The organism is Streptomyces sp. CNT360 (assembly GCF_000424785.1).
Map to the genome: position 1 here is coordinate 377,904 of NZ_AUKO01000002.1, position 25,470 is coordinate 403,373.

General features: G+C 71.4%; 23 protein-coding genes and 1 pseudogene. 13 read left to right on the plus strand and 11 right to left on the minus strand.

The features are described from left to right. Positions 1-146: 146 nt before the first annotated feature. Entirely contained in the window at positions 147-1,106 is a 960-nt protein-coding gene (locus H297_RS0106200) for an NAD-dependent epimerase/dehydratase family protein (protein ID WP_027736327.1), read from the minus strand. Between the two features lie 247 nt (positions 1,107-1,353). Between H297_RS0106200 and H297_RS41235 the strand changes: the two are divergent. The 5 genes and pseudogenes from H297_RS41235 to H297_RS43155 all read left to right on the plus strand — a co-directional run. Further along, a pseudogene (locus H297_RS41235) lies at positions 1,354-1,542 on the plus strand (fumarylacetoacetate hydrolase family protein); the annotation flags it as partial. Beyond that, a complete protein-coding gene (gene ilvD, locus H297_RS0106210; RefSeq protein WP_027736328.1) occupies positions 1,539-3,185 on the plus strand; it encodes a dihydroxy-acid dehydratase in 1,647 nt (548 codons plus the stop codon). The pseudogene H297_RS41235 and the gene ilvD, both read left to right, overlap by 4 nt. A 342-nt stretch (positions 3,186-3,527) precedes the next feature. Next, complete coding sequence (locus tag H297_RS0106215; protein WP_027736329.1) at positions 3,528-3,875, plus strand: VOC family protein; 348 nt, start codon at positions 3,528-3,530, stop codon at positions 3,873-3,875. A gap of 154 nt (positions 3,876-4,029) precedes the next feature. Continuing rightward, positions 4,030-4,863: a DUF8017 domain-containing protein gene (locus H297_RS0106220; protein ID WP_486589427.1), complete on the plus strand. Its 834-nt coding sequence runs from the start codon at positions 4,030-4,032 to the stop codon at positions 4,861-4,863. A 441-nt stretch (positions 4,864-5,304) separates the two neighbouring features. Further along, positions 5,305-5,481 (plus strand): hypothetical protein, encoded by a 177-nt coding sequence (locus tag H297_RS43155; RefSeq protein ID WP_158693653.1) that lies wholly within the window; start codon positions 5,305-5,307, stop codon positions 5,479-5,481. Here the strand turns inward: H297_RS43155 and H297_RS0106225 are convergent. Next, positions 5,478-6,278: an FCD domain-containing protein gene (locus H297_RS0106225; RefSeq protein ID WP_078513782.1), complete on the minus strand. Its 801-nt coding sequence runs from the start codon at positions 6,276-6,278 to the stop codon at positions 5,478-5,480. The two genes, H297_RS43155 and H297_RS0106225, sit on opposite strands and share 4 nt — an antisense overlap. A 96-nt stretch (positions 6,279-6,374) precedes the next feature. Between H297_RS0106225 and H297_RS34855 the strand changes: the two genes are divergently transcribed. The 3 genes from H297_RS34855 to H297_RS0106240 all read left to right on the plus strand — a co-directional run bounded on the left by H297_RS34855 (position 6,375) and on the right by H297_RS0106240 (position 9,668). After that, positions 6,375-7,205 carry a carbon-nitrogen hydrolase family protein gene (locus tag H297_RS34855; RefSeq protein WP_051351584.1) on the plus strand — a complete coding sequence of 277 codons (831 nt, stop codon included), beginning with the start codon at positions 6,375-6,377 and terminating at the stop codon, positions 7,203-7,205. Further along, positions 7,199-8,665: an APC family permease gene (locus H297_RS34860; RefSeq protein WP_051351585.1), complete on the plus strand. Its 1,467-nt coding sequence runs from the start codon at positions 7,199-7,201 to the stop codon at positions 8,663-8,665. The genes H297_RS34855 and H297_RS34860 overlap by 7 nt, the downstream gene beginning before the upstream one ends. A gap of 178 nt (positions 8,666-8,843) precedes the next feature. Further along, positions 8,844-9,668, plus strand: a complete 825-nt coding sequence (locus H297_RS0106240; RefSeq protein WP_027736332.1) for a glycerophosphodiester phosphodiesterase family protein — start codon at positions 8,844-8,846, stop codon at positions 9,666-9,668. A gap of 91 nt (positions 9,669-9,759) precedes the next feature. Here the strand turns inward: H297_RS0106240 and H297_RS34865 are convergent, their stop codons facing one another. After that, on the minus strand, positions 9,760-10,959 hold the full coding sequence (locus tag H297_RS34865) for a chitinase (protein ID WP_078513783.1): 1,200 nt from the start codon (positions 10,957-10,959) through the stop codon (positions 9,760-9,762). Positions 10,960-11,104: 145 nt separating this feature from the next. Beyond that, a complete protein-coding gene (locus H297_RS0106250; RefSeq protein WP_027736333.1) occupies positions 11,105-12,043 on the minus strand; it encodes a helix-turn-helix domain-containing protein in 939 nt (312 codons plus the stop codon). A gap of 242 nt (positions 12,044-12,285) precedes the next feature. Here H297_RS0106250 and H297_RS0106255 point away from each other — a divergent pair, with 242 nt between their 5' ends. Both H297_RS0106255 and H297_RS34870 read left to right on the plus strand, forming a co-directional pair. Further along, positions 12,286-12,813 carry a hypothetical protein gene (locus H297_RS0106255; RefSeq protein ID WP_027736334.1) on the plus strand — a complete coding sequence of 176 codons (528 nt, stop codon included), beginning with the start codon at positions 12,286-12,288 and terminating at the stop codon, positions 12,811-12,813. Beyond that, positions 12,810-13,253, plus strand: coding sequence for a DUF6010 family protein (locus H297_RS34870; RefSeq protein ID WP_051351586.1), 444 nt, complete (start codon positions 12,810-12,812; stop codon positions 13,251-13,253). The genes H297_RS0106255 and H297_RS34870 overlap by 4 nt, the downstream gene beginning before the upstream one ends. A gap of 33 nt (positions 13,254-13,286) precedes the next feature. On the opposite strand, the gene H297_RS0106265 is transcribed toward H297_RS34870, so the two are convergent. After that, positions 13,287-13,652 (minus strand): hypothetical protein, encoded by a 366-nt coding sequence (locus H297_RS0106265; RefSeq protein WP_027736335.1) that lies wholly within the window; start codon positions 13,650-13,652, stop codon positions 13,287-13,289. A gap of 5 nt (positions 13,653-13,657) precedes the next feature. After that, on the minus strand, positions 13,658-15,424 hold the full coding sequence (ctaD, locus tag H297_RS0106270; protein ID WP_027736336.1) for an aa3-type cytochrome oxidase subunit I: 1,767 nt from the start codon (positions 15,422-15,424) through the stop codon (positions 13,658-13,660). A gap of 765 nt (positions 15,425-16,189) precedes the next feature. Between ctaD and H297_RS0106275 the strand changes: the two genes are divergently transcribed. The 3 genes from H297_RS0106275 to H297_RS0106285 all read left to right on the plus strand — a co-directional run bounded on the left by H297_RS0106275 (position 16,190) and on the right by H297_RS0106285 (position 19,955). Then, positions 16,190-17,617 carry a serine hydrolase domain-containing protein gene (locus tag H297_RS0106275; protein ID WP_051351587.1) on the plus strand — a complete coding sequence of 476 codons (1,428 nt, stop codon included), beginning with the start codon at positions 16,190-16,192 and terminating at the stop codon, positions 17,615-17,617. Positions 17,618-17,768: 151 nt separating this feature from the next. Continuing rightward, positions 17,769-18,590 carry an SAM-dependent methyltransferase gene (locus H297_RS0106280; protein ID WP_037793231.1) on the plus strand — a complete coding sequence of 274 codons (822 nt, stop codon included), beginning with the start codon at positions 17,769-17,771 and terminating at the stop codon, positions 18,588-18,590. Positions 18,591-18,662: 72 nt separating this feature from the next. Next, complete coding sequence (locus H297_RS0106285) at positions 18,663-19,955, plus strand: FAD-binding protein (RefSeq protein WP_051351588.1); 1,293 nt, start codon at positions 18,663-18,665, stop codon at positions 19,953-19,955. Positions 19,956-20,081: 126 nt separating this feature from the next. Here H297_RS0106285 and H297_RS0106290 read toward each other — a convergent pair whose 3' ends face one another. The 5 genes from H297_RS0106290 to H297_RS0106310 all read right to left on the minus strand — a co-directional run bounded on the left by H297_RS0106290 (position 20,082) and on the right by H297_RS0106310 (position 25,157). Next, entirely contained in the window at positions 20,082-20,843 is a 762-nt protein-coding gene (locus H297_RS0106290) for a hypothetical protein (RefSeq protein ID WP_027736340.1), read from the minus strand. Between the two features lie 171 nt (positions 20,844-21,014). After that, positions 21,015-22,226, minus strand: coding sequence for an MFS transporter (locus H297_RS0106295; RefSeq protein ID WP_037793016.1), 1,212 nt, complete (start codon positions 22,224-22,226; stop codon positions 21,015-21,017). A gap of 8 nt (positions 22,227-22,234) precedes the next feature. Next, positions 22,235-22,795 (minus strand): GNAT family N-acetyltransferase, encoded by a 561-nt coding sequence (locus H297_RS0106300; RefSeq protein ID WP_027736342.1) that lies wholly within the window; start codon positions 22,793-22,795, stop codon positions 22,235-22,237. Further along, a complete protein-coding gene (locus H297_RS0106305) occupies positions 22,792-24,111 on the minus strand; it encodes a DUF6271 family protein (RefSeq protein WP_027736343.1) in 1,320 nt (439 codons plus the stop codon). Before H297_RS0106305 ends, H297_RS0106300 begins: the two co-directional genes overlap by 4 nt. Next, complete coding sequence (locus tag H297_RS0106310) at positions 24,093-25,157, minus strand: phytanoyl-CoA dioxygenase family protein (protein ID WP_027736344.1); 1,065 nt, start codon at positions 25,155-25,157, stop codon at positions 24,093-24,095. Before H297_RS0106310 ends, H297_RS0106305 begins: the two co-directional genes overlap by 19 nt. Positions 25,158-25,470: the final 313 nt, after the last annotated feature.

Here is a 25,470-nt window from a genome sequence, read left to right on the forward strand (position 1 = left end):
CGGGCGATGGTCACCTTCCGCATACCCGGCACGGCCCCTCGTCACGCACCGTGAGACCCCAACCGCCCCGCACGCGCCGGTGATCCGGCTCCCGTGCGCACCCGTACGGCTTCCGCCCGGCTTGCGCTGCGGCCGATCCTGCCTGCTCAGTGGGCGTCGGCGAGGAACGTGCGGTACCAGGCGAGGGTGTCCTCCAGGGTGGTGTCCAGGGAGCGCGGCTCGACGCCGAAAGTGCACCGGATCGCGGAGGAGTCCACGATCTGCGGTTCGGTGTGCTGGTAGAACAGTTCGGCGTAGGAGTCCATGAACTGCTGGTCGAAGGGGCCGAACGGGCTCGGCTCGCTCTTCACCATCAGGTCGAGGGGCTGTCCGACCTTCTCCTCGATCATCCGGAGAATTTCGCGGGTGGTGCGGGCCGGTGCGGTGGGCAGATGCCAGACGCGGCCGTCGCCCTGCGGGTCCTCTCCGAGCGTCGCCAGCCCCTCGGCGACGTTGCGGATGTCCGTGTAGCTGTGCGGCAGATCGATGTCGCCGAGAGCGGCCACCTGACCACCGGTCAGAGCGCCGGGAAAGACAGCCGCGCCAAGGGTGGAGTTGAGCACTCCCGGGCCGACGAAGTCCGCGGAGCGGCCCAGCACCACCCCGGCCCGGCCCGCGCGGTGCGTGGCCAGGTACTTCTCGTCCAGGGCAGCCCGCATCCTCCCCTTCGCACCGGTCGCCCGCCACGGGGTGTCCTCGGTCATCACCTCGCCGCCCGTCTCGCCGTACGGGTAGATGGTGTCCAGCACGACCAGGCGTGCCCCCTCGGCCTCGACGGCACCGAGGACGGCTTCCTGGATGCGGGGCATCACCTCGACCTGAAGGTGATAGGCGACGTTGACGCAGTGGTAGACCACGGCCGCCCCCTCGATGGCGGCCCGGGCTCCGGCGACCGTACCGACGTCGCCCTGCCGGCGGACGACGCCGTCGGGGGCAGTGCCGGTCCCCGAGCGGTCGACCAGGTGGACCGGGTGGCCACGGCGGGCCAGTTCCCCGGCGAGCGTGGTGCCGGCCGGCCCGGCTCCGAGCACGACGTGCAGGTCGAGATCGCGTGCGGTGGTGGTCATGGTCGACAGCCCTTCCCTCGACTCGGCCCGGACCTGGCGGCCCGGGCACTCACTAGTTACAAGGTATAACACTTTCGAGTTCTTATCACTTCCGAGTCAGTCTCTGTCGGCTGCTGCGCGTTCTCACGGATGGGCCGACGATCGGCGCTCAGGGATGAACGGAAAGAGGGCGCAGGACACAGCTCCCCCCAGAAGCTGGTCTTCGGAGTGTCCGGGATGATCTCCCACCGCCTTCCGCTTCACGGCCTTCCAGCCGGGTGATGTCATCACCACGGGCACCCCGTCCGGCGTCGGAATGAGCTGCGGCCCGCCGCTGTGGCTGCGCAATGGCGAGGAGGCCGAGGCGGGGGCCGAGCGGATCGGCACCCTGGGCACGACCGCCTGCTTCACCGACTGCACCCGGCTCTCGCACGAGCTCGCGAAGGAGACACCATGAACATCGCCGACGATCCTGATCGCGCACCGGCACGGTCCCACCTGTACGCGATGGGGCTGACCGAGGAGGAGATGCGCCGGCCCGTCGTCGGCATCGCCTCCACCTGGACGGGCACCATGCCCTGCAACCTCACACACCGCGACCTCGCCGCACGCGTCGCGGAGGGGGTACGCCGCGCGGGCGGCACTCCGATGGAGTTCAACACCGTCGCCGTCTCCGACAATCTGACCATGGGCACGCCGGGCATGCGGGCCTCGCTGGTGAGTCGCGAGGTGATCGCGGACTCGATCGAGCTGATGGGCCGCGCGCACCAGTTCGACGGCCTGGTCTGCATCGTCGGCTGCGACAAGACGGTACCGGCGGGCATCATGGCCCTGGCCAGGCTCGACATCCCCGCCGTCGTCCTCTACAGCGGCAGCATGCTCCCCGGCCGACTGCAGGATCGCGAGGTGACCATCCAGGACATGTGGGAGGCCCTCGGCGAGCGTGCTGTCGGCCGGATGACCCAGGACGAGGTCGACGACCTGGCCCGGCACGCCTGCCCCGGCGCCGGCACCTGCGCGGCCCAGTACACCGCCAACACCATGGGCGGCGTCGCCGACTTCCTGGGGCTCGCGCCCTTCGGCGTGGGCGACGTCCCGGCGGTCGCCGAGGGGAAGGGCGAGGCGGCGCAGCGTACCGGCGAGGTGGCGATGCGCGTCGTGGAGCACGGTATGCGCCCCTCCCGGGTCCTCACCCCGTCCGCCCTGCACAACGCGATCGTCTCGGTCGCCGCGATGGGCGGCTCCACCAACGCCGTACTGCACCTGCTGGCCATCGCCCACGAGGCGGGGCTGCCGCTGCGCATCGACGACATCGGTCAGGTCTGCCGCCAGGTGCCCGTCATCACCGGGCTGAAGCCCGGCGGTCCGTACACCGCGGCCGACCTGTGGCGGGCGGGCGGCACCTCGCTCGTCGCCCGCCGCCTGCTGGAGGCCGGGCTGCTGCACGAGGACGTCCGGCTGGTCGACGGCCGTTCCCTGAGCGAGGTGGCGGCCGACGCGGTGGAGGCGCCGGGGCAGCAGGTGGTCGCGCGGGCCGACCAGCCGGTCAAGCCGGCCGGGGCGCTGGCCGTGCTGCGCGGTTCGCTCGCCCCCGACGGGTGCGTGCTGAAGCTGGGCGGCAAGGAGGACTTCGTGCGGGAGGGCCCGGCACGGGTCTTCGACTCGGAGGAGGAGTGCTTCGCCGCGCTCCAGTCGGGCGAGGTGACCGACGGGGACGTGGTGATCGTCCGCTACGAGGGCCCGGCCGGCGGACCCGGTATGCGGGAGATGCTCTCCATCACCGGCGCGCTGGTCGGCCAGGGGCTCGGCGACTCGGTCGCGCTGGTCACCGACGGGCGGTTCAGCGGCGTCTCCCACGGGCTGGTCATCGGCCATGTCGCACCCGAGGCCCAGCAGGGCGGCCCCATCGCACTGGTCCGCGACGGTGACACCGTGCGCATCGACAGCGCCGCGTCCCGTCTCGACCTGCTCGTTCCAGGGGCGGAGCTGGATGCCAGGCGGGCCTCCTGGCGAGCCCCGGAACGCCCGGTGGAGCGCGGCGTACTGGGGAAGTACGCCGCCACCGTCCGGTCGGCCTCCCAGGGCGCGGTCACCTGCTGAGCTCCCTGCCTGAGCGCACGGGCCCGGGAACCCCGCAAGGCGGAGGTCCAGGTGCCGTAGGTGACCGTCGTGCCGCAGTACGGCGTCGGCGCGGCCGGGTTGTCGACCATGGGAGCGGCCGCGAACGGCGTGAGTGGGCCCCGCCCGTACCCGGCTCTCGCGGCAGTGGAACGGGGCAGGGTTCCGCCTCGCCACCGCCCGTGCCGGCGTGGCGCTCCGCCGGCGCCGCCGCTCGCAGAAGTCGGTGACTGCCTCGCCGACACTTCCGGGATCTCAAGCGAGTTGGGTCGGTACCCGAGTAGACTTCTGCACACCAGTTCGAATCCACCGACAGGAGCCCCCATGTCCGTTCGCCGGGTCGTTCCCGACATCCAGTCCGAAGCCATGGAGGAGAGCCGGGACTTCTACGGGCTGCTGGGGCTGGAAGAGGTCATGAACCTGGGCTGGGTGAGGACCCTGGCCTCGCCCTCCGAGCCCGCGGCACAGGTCATCCTCATGACCCAGGACAAGACCGCACCCGTCCAGCCGGACATGAGCATCGAGGTGGACGACGTGGATGCCGTGTACGCCGCCGTCGTCGACAGCGGCGCGGAGATCGTGCATCCGCTGCAGGACGAGGAGTGGGGCGTGCGCCGCTTCTTCGCGCTCGACCCGAACGGGCGCGTCGTCAATGTCCTGGGCCACCGCTGAGACCGGCGCGGTCCGGCTCGAACGTCACGCGCTCGAAGCCCACTGCTTCGAGAACAGCAACACATGTCCGCGTTCTTTCATCGCCAGGTGCGCATCTCGTCAGGGATGCGCACCTGGCGAAGGAACGAAATGCAGGCCACCTAGGGTGTCGACCATGTTCCGGTCAACCCTTCAGCGTTCTGCTCAGCGCAGGCAATATCCCTCGGCGCCGGGCCGCCGAACGAAGAACACCCTGATAGCCGCCGTCGGCATCGGGATGGTCGTCGCCCTCAGCGGGTGCAACGACGACAGCGGCAGCAGCGCGGACAAGGACGCCGACGCCGCGAAGTCGACGTCACCCGGGGCCGAATCGTCCCGGCCCTCCGACCCCGACAACCCCTCGGGGGACAAGCCGGCATTCTCCGGGTGGCAGACGCAGACCTCGCAGAAACACCATTTCCGCTACGACGTGCCGTCCAAGGCCCAGAAGTGGAAGGTACTTCCCAAGGACTCCGCTCTCTCGTACACCGACAAGTCCGGCCAGCCGATCGTCGTCATGACCGGGACCGCCACATACCGCGCGGGCGGCTGCTCTTCGAGCCCCAACCCGAAGGCCTTCGGCGAGGCCGGCAAGGGCCAGCTCGCCACCGTGGGCACCACGGGCGGCGGCAAGGACGGCAGCTTGCAGAAGAACGCCCGAAACTGGGCAGGGAACTGGGGTTTCGCCGCATACGGCGGAGAGGACCACAAGCCCAGGATCAAGGTGGGCAAGGTCCAGCCGTGGAAGCACGGCGGGATCGAGGGTTACACGGCGACCGCCGAGGTCACCGTCACCCACCGTCCCAGCGCGTGCGTCCCGCCCAAGGCGGTGGTCCACAGCATCGCGCAGAAGCTGCCCGACGGCACCATGCACGGCTGGGTGGTCTACGCGGACCAGGGCGTCTCGAACGCGCTGTCCAGCGCCGAGATAAAGAAGATCATGAGCACCGTCAGGCCCGCGAACGGCTGACGTCTCCCGCGCCCAGGGGCGGCACGGGCGCTGCACACCCACCCGCAGGCACCCGTGTCGCCCCCGCAGCCTGGCCGCCGACCGTCACCCGCGAACGGCTTGCACGGCTTGCGCCACAGGGAGGCCATGAACCCGGTCGAGGACGCGGAGCCGACCGATGTCACCGGCTGACCCGCGCGTCCGGCCCCGGGGCCCGCATGGGCGCGGGGCCGCTTCGGCGGCCAGGCGTCGCGGGGCAGGTGGTTGTGGACAGGTCAGGAGCTTTGCGTGGCGTGCTGGCGTCCGATCGACAGTTGAATCGTCAGTACGGCCATGGTGCTGGGAGGAGGCGTCCTCCGTGCCGACTGGTGATCAGTGCGTGCCTGTGCGCACGACGCCATGAGGCCCCCAGCCATCTCCCCGGGAGGGTCCTGCGCCACGTGTCCGCACCACCAGAGGACCATGGCCGATGAGCTCCTCCGCGCCCAGGAATTCGACAGCGAGGGCCGGCGCAGCGCAGCGATCAGCGCCTGGAAGTTCCCCGACAACTGCCACCGGCCGCATGGCGGAGCGGGCAGTGGACCACCCGCATCACGACGAGGAACCGGCGTCACCGGCGCCCAGCCCTCGTACAGCTAGGGGCTTCCCGCGGCGTCCTGGCCGGTGAGGCCCACGTACATGGTCTGGTGCAGTTCGGCCGCGTGCGCGGAGAGCAGGCGGGCCGCCCGCGTCGCGTCCCCGTCCGCGCAGGCCGCCTTGATCTGCTTGTGCTGCTCGTTGCTGGTGCGCAGGTAACTCATCGAGTAGGGCAGGAAGTAGCAGTAGAGCTCGCGGGTGACCTGCGTGTACATCGCCACGGCCCCCGGCAGGCCGGCGGCGGACGCGAGCGTGGCGTGGAAGCGCTTGTCCCCGGCATGGAAGTCGGCCCAGGTGGTGGCGGCGTCCATCTCCGCGATGGCGGCATCCAGCAGTTCGAGCGTGGCGGCGTCCATGCGCTCGGTGGCCAGGTGCGCGAGTCCCGCCTCCATGACGACCCGTTCGTCGATCAACCGCCGTACGCGGGCCGCGTCCTGACGGTATGCGTCACTTTCGGCCACCGCATGCAGCCGTGGCTGCTCGGCGATGAAGGTGCCCCCGTTCCGGCCGGGCCGCCGCCGCACGATTCCCTCCCGCTCCAGCGCGCTGAAGGCGCGGCGGACGGTGATCTCCCCGACGCCCAGCGCCGACGCCGTCGCCCGCACGTTCGGCAGCTTCTCCCCCGGTGCCAGCAGCCCCAGGTCGACGGCCAGGGAGATGCGTGCCCTGACGGTGTCGAGGGCGCTCGTCCGGCGGATCGCGGTCAGTGGGCCGTGGCTCAGCGGCCCGGTGGCACTGTCACGGGCCCCGTCACGGGCCGCCGGGTGACCGGCCTCGGAGGCACGGGCCTGGGATTCCATCGGCACAGCCTAATCCCGCAGGTCTTTACGTGGTCAAAGTGAGCATGTTTCCATGACCGGAAGTCGCCCCTCCCCCTCCCTGTTGCGAAGGTGCCGATGAAGATATCCGGGCTCCAGACCGCCGGAACCCCTGGTGAGGTGTCCGCCAACCTGCGTGAACTCGACCTGGCGTGCGCACAGGCCCGGGCGCGGGGCAGCCGCCTGCTGATCACCCCCGAGATGTTCCTCACCGGCTACAACATCGGGGACCGCGTGCACGAGCTGGCCGAGGAGGACCTGCTCCCACCGGTGCGCAGGATCGCCCGCGAGCACGAACTGGCCCTCGTGGTCGGTCTGCCGGAACGGGAGCACGGCGTCTGCTACAACAGTGCGGTCTTCGTCGCCCCGGACGGTGAGGTGCTCGGCCGCCACCGCAAGACCCACCTGTTCGGAGACCTGGACCGCGCGTACTTCGCCCCGGGCGACCGGTTGACCACGGTGGTCGACTTCGAGGGCGTCCGTGTGGCGCTCCTGATCTGCTACGACGTCGAGTTCCCCGAGACCGTACGCGCCGCCGCCGAGGCCGGGGCCGACCTGGTGGCCGTGCCCACCGCGCAGATGGAACCGTACGCCTTCGTCGCCGACCACATGCTGCGCGTCCGCGCCTGGGAGAACCAGCTCTACCTCGCCTACATCAACCACGACGGCGCGGAGGGGGATCTGCGGTACGTCGGGCGCAGCTCCCTCGTCGCCCCCTCCGCCGAGGTCCTGGACCGCGTCGAGTACGGCAGCCGGCTCCTGTCCGCCACCGTCGATCCGGAGGTCGTGAGGCGGGCGCGTGGTGCCAACCCGTATCTCGCCGACCGCCGCACGGACCTGTACGCGGATGCCGCCGCCGACCCGCACACCCCTGCCACCACCCGCACCTCCGAGGACTCCGCATGCTGACCGACGACCGTCGCACGCCCGCACAGCGCGAGGAGAAGGCCGGCGACCTGCGAGGACGTCTGGGCACCGGCTCCATCGTCTTCATGGTGATCGCGGCGGCCGCACCGCTCACGGTCGTCGGCGGCAACGTACCGCTCGCGGTGGCCGGCGGCCCCGGTGCCGGCGCCCCCGTCGGCTTCGCCCTGGCGTCCCTGCTGCTGCTCGTCTTCGCGGTCGGCTTCGTCACGATGACCCCGCACATCCCGCAGGCGGGCGCCTTCTACGCGTATGCCACGCGCGGACTCGGCGGCCGCGTCGGGGTCGGCACGGCCGCCGTCGCGCTCGTCACCTACACCGCCATCCAGGTCGGGGTCTACGGCTACCTGGGCGGAGCGGTGAACGACGCGCTCGGCCTCTTCTCAGGACCCACGGGTATGCCGTGGTGGGTCTGGTCGGTTCTGGCGGTCGGCGCGGTAGCGCTTCTGGGGTACCGGCACATCGAACTCAGCTCGAAGGTGCTCGGTGTCGCCCTCGTGCTGGAGATCGCCGTCGTGGTGGTCCTCGACGCGGTGGTCTTCGCCCGCGGAGGCGCGCACGGGATCACCGGCACCTCGTTCACCCCGCACGCCGCACTCGACGGGCCGCTGGGCATCGCCGTGCTGTTCGCGCTCACCGGCTTCATCGGCTTCGAGGCAACGGCGGTCTTCCGCGACGAGGCCCGCGCCCCCGAGCGCACGATCCCGCGCGCCACCTACCTCGCCGTGCTGATCATCGGCGGGTTCTACACCGTCTCCTGCTGGGCACTCGTGCTGGCCGCGGGCACGCAGGACGCCGGGAAGGTGGCACAGCGCACGGTGGACGGCCGGGGCAACATGCTGATGGACACGGCCCAGGCGTATGTCGGCACCACCTTGCGGGACCTGATGCAGGTTCTGCTCCTGAGCAGTCTCTTCGCCTGCGTCCTGTCCTTCCACAACGTCATCGCCCGCTATACGTTCGCTCTCTCCCGGCACGGTCTGCTGCCCGGCCCGCTGGGCACCGTCCACCCCCACCACCGTTCGCCCTCCGTCTCCTCCGTCGCGCAGAGCCTCACCGCGCTGGTGCTCGTGGCCGCCTGCGCGCTGTGCCGACTGGACCCGCTGGCGGGCGTCTTCAGCTCGATGGCCGCCATCTCGACGGTCGGCATGGTCGCGCTCATGCTCCTCACGTCCGTCGCGGTCGTGGTCTTCTTCGCCCGCAACCCCTCGCTCGTACGCAACCGGGTCTGGCAGACCCGCCTCGCCCCGTCCCTGGCGGTGCTGGGCCTGCTCGTCGGGATGTGGCTCGTGCTGACCAACTTCACCCTGGTCACCGGCGGCGGGCCCCTCCTCAGCACCGTCCTGGCGCTCATCCCCTTCGCCGCTCTCGCCGCCGGCATCGCGCGCGGACCGGGGAGCCGGGACCTGGCAGCGGAGACACCACCGGACACGCCCCCGGCCTGACCCGGCCCCTCCCCGAGGGGCTGCGCACAAACGGTGACAGCAGGGTTACGCGGTCCCCCGCCGCGCCGTATGCTGCGGCACCGCGCCGCTCGGATGCGCGCGGTCCGTACCCGCGCAGGTCACGCGGCGCCCGTGTACCGGCTGCACGGTGTGCGCCGGTGGAGCCGAGGGGGGCACCGTGAAGTGGAGACGATGGTGGGCTGCCGCCGCGGGGGCGGCCCTGCTGCTCGGAACGGTCCAGGCGGTACCCGCGGGGGCCACGGCACAGCCCGTCTGCCCGACGGTCTTCGGGCACGGCGGCTACCCGACCGGGGCGAACCCCTGGGACCGCGACCAGGTGCGTCAGCCGAACAGTGCCAAGGCGCTCGCCCAGCAGAAGAGCTGGGGCGCCGGTGGGGTGGAGGCCGACCTCCAGCTCACCCGCGACGGCACCAAGGGCGTGATGTGGCACAACACCACGACCAACGGACTGACCGGCACCCGCAAGGCCGTCACGGAGCTGTGGTGGGCGACCGGCGCCGACCAGCTCAAGGGCCGGACGATCACCCGAGGCCCGTACAGCGGGGAGACCGTCCTCACGTTCCGTGAATGGCTCGACAGCGCCAGGTCCGACGGGCTGCTGCCGCTGGTCGAACTCAAGCCCGAGGCCGAGCAGTCACTGCTCAACAGCGACACAGCCGTCCGCGAGAGGGCGTGGCAGGAAGTCATCACGCCGATCTCGGAGCGGGCCCCGTCGCAGGAGATCATGATCTACACGCATGACGCGGCGCTGCAACCGGAGCTGAAGAAGCACCTCGATGCGGCGGGTCTCGGCGCGGCACTGACCGGGCACCCCGCGTGGGTGGACAGCGTCGACTGGGAAGAGCCGCCCCCGGCCGCTTCCGGCAATCACGCCTCGTGGAGCGACAGTCTCTCGCGCCTCGGCTCTCCCACGCGCTCCGTGGGGATGGCCACCTCCTGGACCAAGGACTTCAAGAGCTGGCTGTCCGGCAAGTGCACCTGAGCTTTCGCCACTTCCCGTAGCACGCGGCGGGCCGGGGGGACGGCTGGCCGCAGCCGTACCCCCGACCCGCCATCCGCCGGCGCCTTCCGCGTCAGGACACGTCTCGGCCGAAGTACCGGTCGAAGTTCTCGGCGAACTCCCCGCCCGCGAAGCGGTCCCAGTTGATCGACCAGGACATCAGCCCGCGCAGGGCGGGCCACCGGCCGTGGGGCTCGTAGGAGCCGCAGCCGGTGTTCTTGGTCAGACAGTCCAGCGCCGTGTCGACCTCGCCGGCCGGGACATGCCCGTTGCCGGCGGACGGGGAGGCGGGCATGCCGAGCGCGACCTTCTCCGGGGGCAGGGCAGGGAAGAAGTGCGCGGGGTCGCCCTGGACGGGGAAACCGGAGAGCAGCATGTCGGTCATGGCGACATGGAAGTCGGCGCCGCCCATCTGGTGGTACTGGTCGTCCAGGCCCATGATCGGGCCCGAGTTGTAGTCCTGCACGTGCAGCAGCGTCAGGTCGTCCCGCAGGGCGTGGATGACCGGCAGGTACGCGCCCGCACGCGGGTCCCCGCCCCCTTCGCCGGGGCCGTAGCGCTGGTAGCCGAGCTGGACGAAGAACGTCTCCGGGGCCATGGTGAGGACGAAGTCCTCACCGTACTTCGCTGTGAGGGACTTGAGCGCCGAGATCAGGTTCACCACGACCGGGGTCGTGGGGTTCTCGAAGTCGGTGTCTCCCGCGTCCAGGGACAGGGAGTGGCCCTCGAAGTCGACGTCGAGGCCGTCGAGGCCGTACTCGTCGATGACGGCCGAGACGGAATCGACGAACTTGTCGCGGGCCTCCGCCGTGGTGAGCTGAACCTGGCCGTTCTGCCCGCCGATGGACAGCAGGACCTTCTTGCCTTGCGCCTGCTTGGCCTCGACGGCGGCCTTGAACTCCTGCTCCGTCTCGACGTCCGGGCACTCCGTCTGCGGGCACAGGCTGAAGCGGATGTCGCCGGACGTCGCCGACGTGGGTTCGCCGAAGGCCAGGTCGATGACGTCCCAGCTGTCGGGCACGTCCGCCAGGCGCGTGTAGCCGGACCCGTTGGCAAAGCTCGTGTGCAAGTAGCCGACCAGTGCGTGTTCGGGCAGGTCCGCCGCGCTCGTGGCAGGGGCGGACGGATGCCCCGCGGAGGAGGGCGTGCCCGAAGCCGCGGGCTCCACCGCGAGCAGGGCACACGCCGTGGCGGCGCAGACCGCTGCCGCGGCGCGGAGGCGGTGCCGTCTGCGCCGGGCCGCTCGGGCGCGGAAGGGGTGAAGGGGTGCCACAACTGCCTCCCGGTGGGGGGATTCGGCGGGGTGCGCGACACCTGCTCAAGTTGGTCCAGACCAAAGAGGTTGTCAAGGCCCTGCCGGACCGATCGGACGTTTTCGGCGCGACGTCCGGCGCGGAGGGCGAGGAGCGGAGGCGGTGTCAACTGAAGGTGCGGCGGTAGGTGTGGGGGCTGACGCCGGTGGTGCGCTTGAACCGGTCGCGGAAGGCGGTGGGCGAACCGAAGCCGACCTGCACAGCGATGCGTTCGACCGGGTGGCGGGTCGTCTCCAGGAGGTGCTGGGCCCGGCGGATCCTGGCGCGGTGGAGCCACTGGAGTGGAGTGGTGCCGGTCTGTTCACGGAAGCGGCGGATCAGTGTCCGGGTGCTGGTGTTCGCCTCGGCGGCGATATCGGCGAGCGTCAGGTCGCGGCCCAGGTTCTCCTGCAGCCACGTGAGCAGGGGTTCGAGAGCGGAGCCCTGCGGGGCCGGCGGGTGCTCGTGGACGATGAACTGCGCCTGCCCACCCTCACGTTCGAGCGGCATCACGGACAACCGTGCGGCGTCGGCGGCGACAGCCGAGCCGTAGTCGCGGCGGATCATGTGCAGACACAGGTCGAGTCCGGCCGCGGCGCCGGCAGACGTGAGGAACTGGCCGTTGTCCACGTACAGGACGTTCGGATCGACCTCGATCTGCGGGTACGTGGCGGCGAGCAGGTCCGTACCGAGCCAGTGGGTGGTCGCCCGCAGGCCGTCCAGCAGCCCGGTGGCCGCAAGCGGGAACGTACCGGAGCAGATGGAGGCGATGCGCGTCCCCTCCCGGGCAGCCCTCCGCAGCGCGTCACCGACTCCCGGCGCGAGCGGAGCCGTGGGCGTAGCCGTGCCGGGCACGATGATCGTGTCCGCTCCTTCGAGCCCGTCGAGCCCCCAGGGGGCGCGCAGGGCGAAGACCCCCGCGTCCGTCTCCGGCGCTTCGGTACACACCCGGATCCGGTAGCCGGCCCGCCCGTCAGGGAGACGGGTACGGGTGAAGACCTCGACAGGGGTGGACAGGTCGAACGGGACGACCTTGTCGAGAGCGAGCAGGGCGACGGTGTGCATGGCCAGAACCTACCTGCCCACCGATCGACGTCCAGGGCCTGGAAGCCGGCTCCCACTTCTTCCCAGCAGCTCATCGGCGCACAGCAGCCTGTGGCACTTTCCCGTTGAAAGGTGTCACTCGCGCCACTGGGAGGCCCCGGCGCAGCCGCATACCGTCGAGTCGCACTCGCTCCTCCGCACCCTTGAGGAAGTCCCATGTACGTTCACGACCTCCCGCCCGACCACGCCGCAGAGGCCCGCCCGTGACCAAGCTCCTGCTCTCCCTCCATGTCCTGGCCGCCGTGCTGGCCGTCGGACCGGTCACCGTCGCGGCGAGCATGTTCCCGGCGACGCTGCGACGCGCCCACGGCGACCCGGGCGGCGGCGAGGCACTCGTCTCGCTGAGCCAACTGCACCGCATCTGCCGGGTCTACGCGGTCGTCGGCGTGGCGGTGCCCGTCTTCGGATTCGCCACCGCGAGCAACCTCGGGGTCCTGAGCAGCGGCTGGTTGATCGCCTCGATCGTTTTGACGGCCGCGGCCGCCGCTTTGCTGGGGCTGATGATCCTGCCCGCCCAGGACGCGGCCCTCGTCGCGGCGCGGACAACTGCCGCCGCGCCCGCCCAGGCCTCCGAGCCGCGGACTCCCGCCCCCGCTGCCGCCGTGCCGGATGCGACCGTGCCGGCGGCGGGCCGCCTCGCCATGCTCACCGGCGTCTTCAACCTGCTGTGGGCCACGGTCACCGTGCTGATGATCGTCCGCCCCGGCTCCACCACGGCGGCCCTGTCATGAGCTACCTCGCACCTGTCCTGATCGGTCTCGGATACGCCCTGCTGATGTCGCTGATCCGCGAACCGCACCGGCGCCGTTTCAACGCGGTCATGGTGGCGGGAGCGGGAGCCGCCTACCTCAGTGGCGGCGGCTTCGGCGGCTGGGAGTTCCTCGCCACCGCGGTGCTCACCTACGTCGCCTACCGCGGCCTGGAGTCGTGGACCTTCATCGGCGTCGCCTGGCTGCTGCACACCGTCTGGGACGTGTTCCACCACATCAAGGGGGCTCCGATCATCCCCTTCGTCCACGACTCCTCGCTCGGTTGCGCCGTGTGCGACCCCGTCATCGCCCTGTGGTGCCTGCGCGGCGGCCCGTCGCTGACCGACCTGGTCCGCGGCCGGTTCGCGGACCGCAGGAACTCCGGCTCCGCCGAGGGGCAGACCGCCCCACGCGCCCCATGAACCGACGGACGGTCCGCTACCGGGGTCCGGCGCTCAGCGCAGGAGCGTGGGGCTCGTCAGCAGCGCGCTGCCGGTCAGGCAAAGAGCTGTCAGAAGCAGGACCGTCGTGCGGGTGAACAGGCGGCGGCGGAGGCGGCCGTAGTGCTCCGTGTACTCCTCGCGGAGCTCCGCGCAGCGGTCGGACACGCCGTGCAGCACGCGGCGGCACAGCTCCATGCGTTCCGCCGCGTACAGCCGGACGACCTCGTCCCGCTCGCCCGCGGTGAGCCAGGGCAGTCGGTCGGCGAAAGCCTCGGCCTCCGCCCGGGCCCGGTCGCGTTCCGCCTGGGCCAGCAGGTAGCCCTCGATCCGGTTGATGCCGCGGGCGGCCTCCCCGGCGGCGGGGTGACCGGCCCGCACCGCGGCTACTTCCCCTCCCGGCCGCGGCCGTGCCCGCCACCGTCGCCGGGCGGTGGCGCAGCCCCCGCACCCGGTTCGACGGCGTCACGCCGGCCGGTCCACTCGGCCTGGTCCAGTTGGGAGACCTCGGGGTGGTGGAAGTCGAAGGCGGGCGACTCGGAGCGCACACGCGGCAGGGCGAGGAAGTTGTGCCGCGGGGGCGGGCAGGAGGTCGCCCACTCCAGGGAGCGGCCGTAGCCCCAGGGGTCGTCCTGATGCACCAGCGGAGCGGTCCGCGCGGTCTTCCACACGTTGTACAGGAACGGCAGCGTGGAGGCGCCGAGCAGGAAGGCGCCGATGGAGGAGAGGGTGTTGAGTGCGGTGAACCCGTCGGCGGCCAGATAGTCGGCGTACCGGCGCGGCATGCCCTCGGCCCCGAGCCAGTGCTGGACGAGGAACGTCAGGTGGAACCCGACGAACAGAATCCAGAAGTGGACCTTGCCCCAGTACTCGTCGAGCATCCGGCCGGTGAACTTCGGCCACCAGAAGTAGAAGCCGGCGAACATCGCGAAGACGACGGTGCCGAAGACGACGTAGTGGAAGTGCGCGACCACGAAGTACGAGTCGGAGACGTGGAAGTCCATCGGCGGGGAGGCCAGCAGGACCCCCGTCAGTCCGCCGAAGAGGAAGGTGACCAGGAAGCCGGTGGTCCACAGCATCGGCGTCTCGAAGGAGAGCGAGCCCTTCCACATGGTGCCGATCCAGTTGAAGAACTTCACTCCGGTCGGTACCGCGATGAGGAAGGACAGGAAGGAGAAGAACGGCAGCAGGACGCCACCGGTGACGAACATGTGATGAGCCCACACCGTGACCGACAGTCCGGCGATCGCGATGGTGGCGCCGATGAGACCGACGTATCCGAACATCGGCTTGCGGGCGAAGACGGGGATGATCTCGGAGACGATGCCGAAGAACGGCAGCGCGATGATGTAGACCTCGGGGTGGCCGAAGAACCAGAACAGGTGCTGCCACAGCAGCGGACCGCCGTTCGCCGCGCTGTAGACGTGCGCCCCGAACTTGCGGTCGGCTTCCAGCGCGAAGAGCGCGGCGGCCAGGACGGGGAAGGCCATCAGCACCAGAACGCTGGTCAGCAGCACGTTCCAGGTGAAGATCGGCATGCGGAACATGGTCATCCCCGGGGCGCGCATGCAGATGATCGTCGTCACGAAGTTGACCGCGCCCAGGATGGTGCCGAAACCGGACATCGCCAGGCCCATGACCCACAGGTCGGCGCCCACTCCGGGTGAGCGGATGGCGTCCGAGAGCGGCGTGTAGGCGAACCAGCCGAAGTCTGCCGCCCCGTTCGGGGTGAGGAACCCGGCGACGGCGATGAGCCCGCCGAACAGGTAGAGCCAGTAGGACAGCATGTTCAGCCGGGGAAAGGCCACATCGGGGGACCCGATCTGCAACGGCATGACGGCATTGGCGAAACCGGCGAACAGCGGTGTGGCGAAGAACAGCATCATCACGGTGCCGTGCATCGTGAAGGCCTGGTTGTACTGCTCGTTGGAGAGGAACTGCATTCCGGGGCGGGCCAACTCGGCGCGCATGAACAGCGCCATCAGCCCGCCGAGCAGGAAGAAGAGGAACGCGCTGATCATGTAGAGCGAGCCGATCTTCTTGTGGTCCGTCGTGGTGAGCCACGCGACCACGACGTTGCCCGGCCGCCGCTGCCGGCCTCCCCTCGGCCCCCGCGGCCCCTGCGGTGCGCGCGTCTCCGTCTGTACTGCCACCTTCGCCCTCTCCCTGTGGTCCGAGCCCGTGAGTGCCCCGCGTGGTCAGCGGCGCCACCAGGGACGCGCTGCGCACCGAGAGCGGTACGTCACCGGTGTGTGCCGGGGATGTCCGTTGCCGCTCGCGGTAACTACAGCGTGCTCGGCGGCGTCCGCTCCGCATTCCGCCATCAGTGGGCCCGCCGGTGCATCGGTGCGCGAGCGGCGTCCAGGGCCGAGGACGGGCGCCATGACCGCGTCCGCCGTCGGTGAGGCCGAGACGTGGCAGCGGCCCGCCGCAGCGGGGCAGTCGGCTTGCCCGGCGACGAGTTGGCGCGGGGCGGGGCACTACACCGAGGCACGGGAGTCGGGTGGGCGCACGACGCGTCCCTCGACTCCGCCGCCTCCCGCGTCGTCGGGGGTTCGGCTCGTTCGGTACTGCCAGGCACATGACAGTGCAGCCCGGCCGCCGGTGAAACCTTCTTCAGCCGCACGCCGAGGCACTACCGAAGTCCTCCCGTGCTCGTCCGCAGGGGCCGCGGAGGGAGGAGGACACCGGTCGGCAACGGTTCGGCTGCCGTGAGATCACGTTCGGCTGCGGCCGGTTTGCCGCGCCCGGGGGGCGGCAACGCACGCGAGTGCGCGGAAGTGACGTCCTTCGCGTAGGCACCGGCAGGTTGGTCCCACAGCCGCCGGTGCCGCTCCTTCGTCCCGGTCCCGGCCACCCTCCAGCTCTTCATTCCTCTCGTCCGGCTGCACACAGCCCGGCCGTGATGGACTGAGCCCATGAGCGAGCCGCTGGAAACCGAACCCGTCCGCCCTCCCCGTCCCGCGCCCTTCGTCGGGGAACTCCTGCCCGCCACCCGGCGGGCGCTGGTGCACCGGATCGCCACGGCGCAGGCTGAGGGCCGGGCCCCTTCCCTGGTGGCGGCGGTGGCCCGCGAGGGGGAGCTCGCGTGGACGGGCGCGCGAGGACGCCTGGACGGGCACGGGCCCGACGAGAACGTGCAGTACCGCATCGGGTCGATCACCAAGACGTTCACGGCCGTTGTGGTGCTGCGGCTGCGCGACGAGGGTCTGCTGGACCTGTCGGACCCGCTGGAGCGGCACCTGCCGGGTACCGGCACCGGCGAGGTGACGGTGGCCCAGTTGCTCTCGCACACGGGCGGCCTCGCCGCGGAGACGCCCGGCCCGTGGTGGGAGCGCAGCCCGGCGAGCCTGCGGACCACGCTGTCCGACGTGCTGGGCGACCTGCCCGGCAAGCTGCCCGCAGGGCGCCGCTACCACTACTCCAACCCCGGCTACACCCTGCTCGGCGCGCTCGTCGAGGCGGTACGCGGTGCGCCGTGGCACGAGGTGCTGGAGCGGGAGGTGCTCGCCCCGCTCGGCCTCCACCGGACCGGTCCGCAGCCGCGGGAGCCGCACGCCGCAGGCTGGGCCGTGCACCCCTGGGCCGACGTACTGCTGCCCGAACCGGCGCAGGATCTCGGCCTGATGGCAGCGGCGGGACAGTTGTGGTCCACCACGGCCGACCTCGCCCGTTTCGCCGCGTTCCTCGTCCAGGGAGACGAGCGGGTACTGAGCCGGGAGTCCGTGCAGGAGATGCGGATGCCCGCGGCGCCGCCCGCGCCGGGTGACGGGGAGGGCGGCTACGGGCTCGGTGTCTCCCTCGCGCGACGCGGCGGCCGCACCGTGTTCGGCCACTCCGGCTCGCTGCCCGGCTTCCTCGCGGCGCTGTGGGTCTGCGAGTCGGAGAGCCTGGCCGCCGTCGTCCTCGCCAACTGCACCTCGGGGCCGGCCGTGGAGACGACGGCCGTCGACCTGATCCGGATCGTGGCCGAGGCGGAGCCCCGCGTCCCCGCCCCCTGGCACCCGCTGCCCGAGGTGGACCCGTCGGTGCTGGAGCTGACGGGCCCCTGGTACTGGGGCACCCAGGTGATCGGGGTGCGGCTGGCGGCAGAGGGCGCTCTGGTGCTGGAACCGCTCGCGGGAGGCGGACGGCGCTCCCGGTTCCGGGCCGAGGACGACGGCTCCTGGACCGGGTTGGACGGCTACTACGCAGGGGAACGCCTCCAGGCCGTGCGACGGTCCGACGGCACGGTGAGCCATCTGGACCTCGGCTCGTTCATGTTCACCCGCCGCCCTTACGACCCCCAGGCCCCGGTGCCGGGCGGGGTGGACGCCGGTGGTTGGCGCGGGCTTCCGGAGGCGTGATCGCATGCGGCGGCCGGCCGGGGACGGGTCCGCGCCGGACGGGCCGTCGACCGTCGTCCGAGGTGGCCCGCACACATCGACGGGCGCCTGATGTAGCGCGAACGGGCCCTCGTGTTACAGAGTGTGGGCAGCGTCTTTGGGGAGGGTGATGATGAGCACAGGACAGGTGAGCCGGCTGAGCACGGGCAAGCCGCACAGCGCCCGGATGTACGACTACTTCCTCGGGGGCAAGACGAATTACGAGGTGGACCGCAAGGCCGCGGCCGTCGCCCTGGGCGCGCTGCCGAACATCATGGTGGCGGCGCGGCAGAACCGTGAGTTCATGCACCGTGCCGTGCGGCTGCTCGCCCGCGAGCACGGCATCGCCCAGTTCCTCGACATCGGAACGGGCATCCCCACCTCTCCCAACCTGCACCAGGTCGCCCAGCGGGAGCAGCCGCAGGCGCGGGTCGTCTACTCCGACAACGACCCGATCGTGCTCACGCACGCCCGGGCTCTGATGAACAGCACCCCCGCGGGGGCCACCGACTACATCGAGGCGGACGTGCGAGAGCCGGACGTCATCGTCGAGTACGCCCGCAAGACGCTCGACTTCACGCAGCCGGTCGCGCTGTCCCTGGTCGCCCTCATGCACTTCGTGCCGGACGCCGACGACCCGCACGGCCTGGTCCGCGCGCTCGTCGACGCTCTTCCTCCGGGCAGCGCGCTCGTCCTCTCCCACGGCACCGCCGATCTGGAGCCCGATGCCGAGGAGGTCGCCCGCATCTACCGGGAGCGCGGCATCGATCTGCACGTGCGCACCCACGCGTCGGTCGCGGAGTACTTCGTCGGCCTCGACCTTCTCGACCCCGGCCTGGTGGCGAGCTGCGACTGGCGTCCCGACTACATCGGCGAGGACGAACTGCCGGGCCTGCCCGGTGCTGTGACCCCCGCGCAGTCCTGTGTGTGGGCAGGCGTGGCCCTCAAGCCCTGACCTGTAGCGGGCGCGGCATGATCGCGTGGCAGGGAACGTGCACGAGGGGTGCCGGAAAGGGGACGTGACGCGGTGACGGGCGAAGCGTGTACGGCAGCGGCGGCGGACACCGGGCCGGTCAACTGGGCGGGGAACATCCGGTACACGGCCGACCGGGTCCGGCGCCCCGCATCCGTGGAGGCGCTGCGCACGCTAGTGGCCCGGAGCCGCCAGGTACGGGTCCTGGGCAGTGGCCACACCTTCAACCGGCTCGCCGACACCGACACGGCCGACGGTGCGCTGGTCTCGCTGGCGGGACTGCCGCCGGTGCTGGAGCTGGACGCCGCGGCCGGCACCGTACGCGTGGGCGGCGGGGTACGTTACGCGGAGTTGGCCCGGTACGTGCACGAGCGCGGTTTCGCGCTGGCGGCGATGGCGTCACTGCCGCACATCTCGGTTGCGGGGGCGGTCGCCACGGGCAGCCACGGCTCGGGGAACACCACGCCGCCACTGTCGGCGGCCGTGCGGGAGGTGGAGATCCTCACGGCGGACGGGAGCTCGTCCACGGTGCGGCGCGGCGAGCCCGACTTCGCCGGAGCGGTGGTCTCCCTGGGCGGGCTGGGCGTGGTGACGGCGCTGACGCTGGACCTGGAGCCCGCCTACGAGATGGAACAGTACGTCTTCGACGGGTTTCCGCTCACGGGCCACGGCGACGGCGGCCTCGACCTGGCGGCGGTGACGGGATCGGCCGCGAGCGTCAGCCTGTTCACGGACTGGCGTGCGCCGCGCTGGACCCAGGCCTGGCTGAAGCGGCGCTGCGACGGCCCCGAGGTGGTCTTTCCCTGGTCCTCCCCCGTGACCGGGCAACGGCATCCGGTGCTCGGCCGTCCCGGAGCGAACTGCACCGTGCAGGGCGGGCTGGCCGGGCCCTGGCACGAGCGACTGCCCCATTTCCGGCCGGAGTCCCCTCCGAGCAGCGGAGCGGAGCTGCAGTCGGAGTACCTGCTCGACCGGGACCAGGGGCTCGATGCGCTTGGTGCGCTGGCACAGGTGCGGGAGGCGGTGGCGCCGGCCCTCCAGGTGTGCGAGGTCCGCACGGTGGCGGGCGACGACCAGTGGCTGAGCCCGGCGTACGGGCGGGACTCGTTGGCGGTGCACTTCACCTGGGAGCCCGAGCCGTCCCGGGTGCGGGGCGCGGTGGCGGCCGTGGAGGCGGCACTGGCCCCGTTCGCGGCCCGCCCGCACTGGGGGAAGGTCTTCGCTTCGTCTTCCGCGCGGCTGGGCGAGGTCTGCCCGCGGCTTGCGGACTTCCGTGCGCTGCGCGCCCGTTGGGACCCGCAGGGCAAGTTCCGCAACGCCTTCCTGCGCACTGTGCTGGGGTGCTGAGACGGTCGCGGGCGTCACCCGCCGGGGGTTACGGCAGGCGACGCCCCCACGGACCGGCTCCGGTCACGGGCGGCGGTGGCCGCTAGGTGTGAGCGGGTGCCGCCACGGACGTGGGTGCGGGTCGGCTCACGAGACGAACCCGCGCGTCACGTGGGTGCCCGCGCCGTCGTTCTCGGCGTGGTAGCCGGACTCGCCGACGCAGTCGCTGTACTCGTAGTTGGCCCGGCTCGTACCGCTGAGGCCGCCCGCCGCAGTAATGGTGGGCCCGCCGAAGACCACGTCCGAGCGGGGCATCTCCGCGCAGCTGGGGATGGAGGAGTAGTACTCCACGAAACCGCCCTGCGACCCCTGGAGGTCTCCGCTGCCCGCCGGGAGCGTGTACGTGCCCAGGTGCGTGGCCTTTCCGGAGACCGTGTCCGTGGCCGTTCCGGTCCACGTGTCGGTCCCGGTCCGTTCGACCTTGATGTCGTAGCGGTGGCCGTACACGGCGTCGAAGTCCACCGCGCAGGTCACGCCGGGACCGCCGTCGGCTCCGTCGTGGCACAGCGGGTCGGAGGTGGTCGCCCCGTCCGTGAAGGTGGAGAAGCGGGCGGACATCCGCTCGTTGCCGCCGCTGTCCTCCCGGGGCTGGAGACCGGTGTAGCCCATGGCGTCGGCGAAGTCGTACTGCTGGGCGAAGTAGATGCCCGCCTGGTGGGCTGTGGCCGGGTTGACGGTGATGGGGAAGGTGATGTCTGTCATCCCCGAGGAGGGTGCGTCCTCGATCGACCAGCCGACCGACACGTTGCCGCCCCCGACATCGGCGGACGCGGTGTGGGGAACGGCGGCGAGCAGTCCTGCCGCCAGGAGCGGTAAGGCACAGCGGCGCAGGGTCGTGGCTACCGGCATGCTGTTCCTCTTCTCTTGAGGGGTGCTGAGGCCGGGCCCGTAAGCGGTCCGTCGGCGGGGAGCTCGACGGACGCCGGGCCTTGTCATGTGGTACTCGGCCGCGCACGGCGGTGCCCATGGACTATCGCGGGCGGCTCGTTGGACTCCTGACGCCGCCGGGTCCGGGCACGCTCATGCGGCGCTCGCCGTCTCGGGGGACGCGCTGCGCTCGACCGGCCGCCACCTGATGCGCGTGCCGCAGGCGGAGACGAGGAGCGCCGACACCGCGACGAGGGCCATGCCCCACGCCAGGCTGCTCCCGTTCGCCACGAAGCCGATCAGTGGCGGCCCGGCCAGCAGGCCCGTCGTGCCCATGGCCGCGACCACGGTGAGGGAGTCCGAGCCCTGTTCGGCCGCGGCCACGTAGACGCAGGGGGTGACGGCGGCGATGCCCAGGCCGACGCAGGCGAATCCGAGCAAGGCCGGCACCACCCCGCCGGCCGCGAGGGCGAGGAGCAGGCCGACTCCGGCCAGGGCGCTGCCGAGGAGCACCACGTGCCGGTCGCCCCAGCGGTCACGCCAGTGGTCGGCGAAGAGACGGGCGATCACCATCATCCCGGACACCACGGCGATGCCCGCGGGGGCGAGTTGGGCCGAGGCGTGGGCGACGTCCTTCAGGTAGAGGCTGGACCAGTCGTTCATGGCGCCCTCCGTCACCGTGCCGAACACCATGGCGCCGCACATCCAGTAGGTCGTCCGGCTGGGCAGGACCCATCGGCGACGGCGCTTCTCCGGTCCTCTCCCCCGGCCGTCCGGTGCCTCTTCTTGCGGGGCGGTCCCGTCCTCCTGGCGCAACAGTCCGGTGCGCGCGCAGGCTGCGAGGAGGGCCAGGACGACGGCGGCCACGGCGAAGTGTGCCGTGACGGACGGGGTGAGCGCGGTGACACCGGAGGCGAGGGCAGCCGCGAGCAGGGAGCCGCCGCTGAAGGTGGCGTGGAGCCGGGCCATGGCAGTGCGGCGGTACGCGTTCTCCAGCGCCGCGCCCTGTGCGTTCATGGCGGTGTTGAGGCATCCCACCAGGACGCCGTCGGCGCACAGCACCAGCAGGGCGGTCGGATAGCCGGGGGCGGCGGCCAAAGCCGGGAGCAGCAGGGTCAGGCCGCACAGGGATGCCAGGGCCAGCCGCCGTGACCCCATGCGTCTCATCAGCACCGCGACGAGGGGGAAGGACACCGAGGCGCCGACACCGGCGGCCATCAGCAGGACGCCCACCTCGGCTGCCGTGAGACCGAGTTCCGTCTTCAGGGCCGGGATCCGGGAGGCCCAGGTGGCGTACTGGAAGCCCAGGGAGCAGAAGAGCGCGGCGATGGCCACCTGGCCGCGTCGGGCGGGAGCAGCGGACACGTGTCGCCTCACTTCGTCGCGCACGGACGGGCGGCGCGGTGCCGCGCCGCCAGGGGGAGAAGCCGGTCGGCAGGCGGCAGGGGCTTGGACATGTAGACGGCGTCCGGGCCGTATCCGGCGGGGGCGGCGACCTGCGGCTGGGCGGCGAACCCGCACGCCGCCCAGAACCGTCCGCTGGGGCCCACAGCGACGAGGGACATCCGCTCGAAACCGTGGGCCCGCGCCGTGCTGGACAGGTGGCGGAACAGCCGCCGGCCCAGCCCCCTGTGCCGCAGCGGTGGGGTGATCACCATGTCGTGCAGGTGCAGATTGCGCGAGACGAAGGACGGGTCCTCCGTCCACGCCAGGTCGGGGAAGTGTGCGGGCGGGTACGGCAGTGCCAGCAGGTACCCGGCGGGCCGGGAGGCGACGTCGAGTACGAAGCAGGTGTCGGGTGAGACCTGCGCCTTGGAGCGGAGCGCGGCCCGTCCCTCGGACAGTCCGAGAGGGGTGTAGGTGCGGTCCTCCAGCGCGACGATGCCGTCCCAGTCGGTCTCGGCGATGCGGCGTATGCGTACGGTGTCGCTCATGCGGGCCGCCCCGTGGCCGAGGCGGGTGGGCAGTTGTGGGCAGCGTGCACCAGCGCCGCCCACGACTCGGCGAGTACCGCGAAGTCCTCCATGTCGCGGCGCGCCTCGTCCAGGAGACGTTCGCGTCGCGGGGCGAGGCGGTCGGCGAACGCCGCATAGCGGCCGCCGAGCCGACGGTAGGCGGCGTCGATCCGGTCCAGCCGCCACACGTTCTCGGCCTGGTCGAGGTGGGTGCTGCCATGGACGAGGTCGGCGACGGCCGGCGCGCTCACCTCCCCGTCGCCGTCGAGCAGCGCCGCACCGTCCTGCGCCATCCGGTCGTAGACGACGTTGAGGTAGCGCATCGACAGCAGAAACTTCACGAAGCGCGTCTGGTAGGCCACGAACCCGGCGTCGGTGCGCCGCTCGGGGGTGTAGTAGTTGACGATGTTGCGGTTGTGCAGCACACCGGGGAGCGCCGCGTCGTGGACGAGGTGGATGAGGAAGTAGTCGCTGCCGATCGTGTCGGTCGCCGGCGGCAGCGGCACCCGCTCGTGCACGCCATGGAAGCTGATGTTGCACATGTCGACGCGCATCGGGTCGACCAGTGTGAGAAGGGAGTCGTCCTGGGTGAACGGCTCGCTTCCGGCGCCCCGGAAGGACTCCTCCACCAGCTCCCGCTTCTGCTGCGCGGACCACTGCGGCGGCGCCCAGAGGCTGACCACGTCGTGGTAGACGTCCCGGTCGAGCGCCTGCATCTCGCCGATGTCCACCGAGAGTTCGCCCACGAAGGAGCCGCCCACCATCGCCACCCGCTTGTGGCGGTGCTCGGCCGCCAGCGCCGTCCGGGAGACTCCGGATGCGGCTTCGGCCGCCGGTCTGCCGAGCGAGCGCAGCTCGTGGTGGACGGGGAAGACGGTTGCGCCGTCCACCACCTGGTAGCGGCTGTCGGAGTCCCTGCGGTGCACGGACCGGCAGCCGAGTGCGGCGGCGAGCAGGAACGCCCGGTTGGTGCAGGCTCCGTAGGAGAGCCGGCTGGGGAGCATCAGGTCCAGCAGCAGGTCGGGTTTGGTGGCCTCGGCCGCCCCGATCACCTTCCGGAGAAAGGCTTCCTGTGCCGCTTCGTCGAGGTGGTGCACGACGGTGTGCGGGATGGCCGGCAGGTCACGGACGGCCGCCGCGTTGGCCTGGTACGCCTCGGTCTCGCAGCTGTCGAGGATCAGCAGCCGCACCTCGACCCCGTGGTGGGCGACGGCGTAAGCGGCTTCGGCTCCGAGGGCCGCGATGGTCCGGGGGCACGGCCTGTCGGTGGGCAGGGTCAGGCAGATACGGCGCATGCTGCCTCTCCGATGCGGCGCTGCGGGTCGGTCCCGGTCCACGAGGTGAGGCCGAGCAGTCTGGCGCCCAGTTCGTTGAGTTCGGCGGTGCCGTAACGCAGCGCCTCGGGCTTGTCGGCGTCGCCGAGGAGTGTGGGGTTCCAGTCGGGTGTGGCGAGAGTGCGCCAGGAGTCGACGCGGGAGCGGCGCAGCTCCTGATGGGTCTCCAGCGCGGGCATCATCGACAGGTACTGGCAGGCGCGGACGCTGTCGGCCGAGGTGTTGGGGGCCACTCCGTGCGCCAGCAGTCCGTTGAAGATCAACAGGTCGCCTGCCCGCAGGTCGGGCCGTACGACGGGCATCTCGGTACGGTCGATCTGCGGCCTGATCGGGTCGCGCCCTTCGGGCTGGAGGGCCCGCCAGCGCTCGAACTGCCGGAAGAGTTCGGGGCAGCACTGGAAGCCGCCGCACTCGTCGCTGGTGTCGTTCAGCGCGATGATGCCCTGGACGCGCTGGGGCAGCACGCCCAGGGTCGTGTCGATGTCCCAGTGCAGAGTGATGTCGAAGCCCTGGTCCCGTTGCCCGATCAGCGCGCGGTCCCGGTTGCGGACATTGGGCGGGTTGAGGTTGAGCCGGTCGAGGGTCACCCACAGCTCCTCGCAGTCCCAGACGTCGACGAACGCGTCGTAGACCCGCTGCGTCTGGCGGCTGTCCCACAGGAGTTGGTGGTGGTATGCCTCGACGAAGCCGTAGATGTGCAGTTCCCGGTCCAGCTCGGAGCGGAACTCACGCTCGTGGTACCAGGTTTCAAGCCGGTCGGGGTCCAGGCCCTGGTACTCCCAGGAGAAGTCGAGGAGGCGCCGGGCGGCCGCTGCGGGAACGGCTTCGCGCACGATCACGTAGCCGTAGGTCTGCCAGTGCGCGAAGTCCTCTTCGGAGAGGACCCGCAGAGGGCGGGACTTGTCCAGGTCGCGCAGCGGTGTCTGTGCCAGGTAGGTCTCACCGTCCGAGCTGAAGTACGGGACGGGCGAGGCAGCGCGGTGCAGATATCGGTCGGAGGTGGTCATGGTGCTCCAGGGCTCGGTCTCTTCGGTCGCTGTCGCTCCCGTGCCAGGACCGGCCACTGAACGGCGTGGGGGGACCGGTACCGCAGCGCGTGGCGGCCGGCTCACGGCCGGACGCCTGGGGGCCACGGTGCGCACGGTGTCCGGAAGCACCGCGCACCGCGGCACCGCCTCGGCGCTCGTCGCCCGGCGGCCACGGCGCGGGCCGCCGGCTGCTGCCTCGGAGGAAGCGTGGGCGGGCGCGGGTGGCGCGGCGAGGAGAAGGTCTCGGTGCGGCAGATCTGCGCCAGACCCACCAGGACGCGGCCTGTCACTG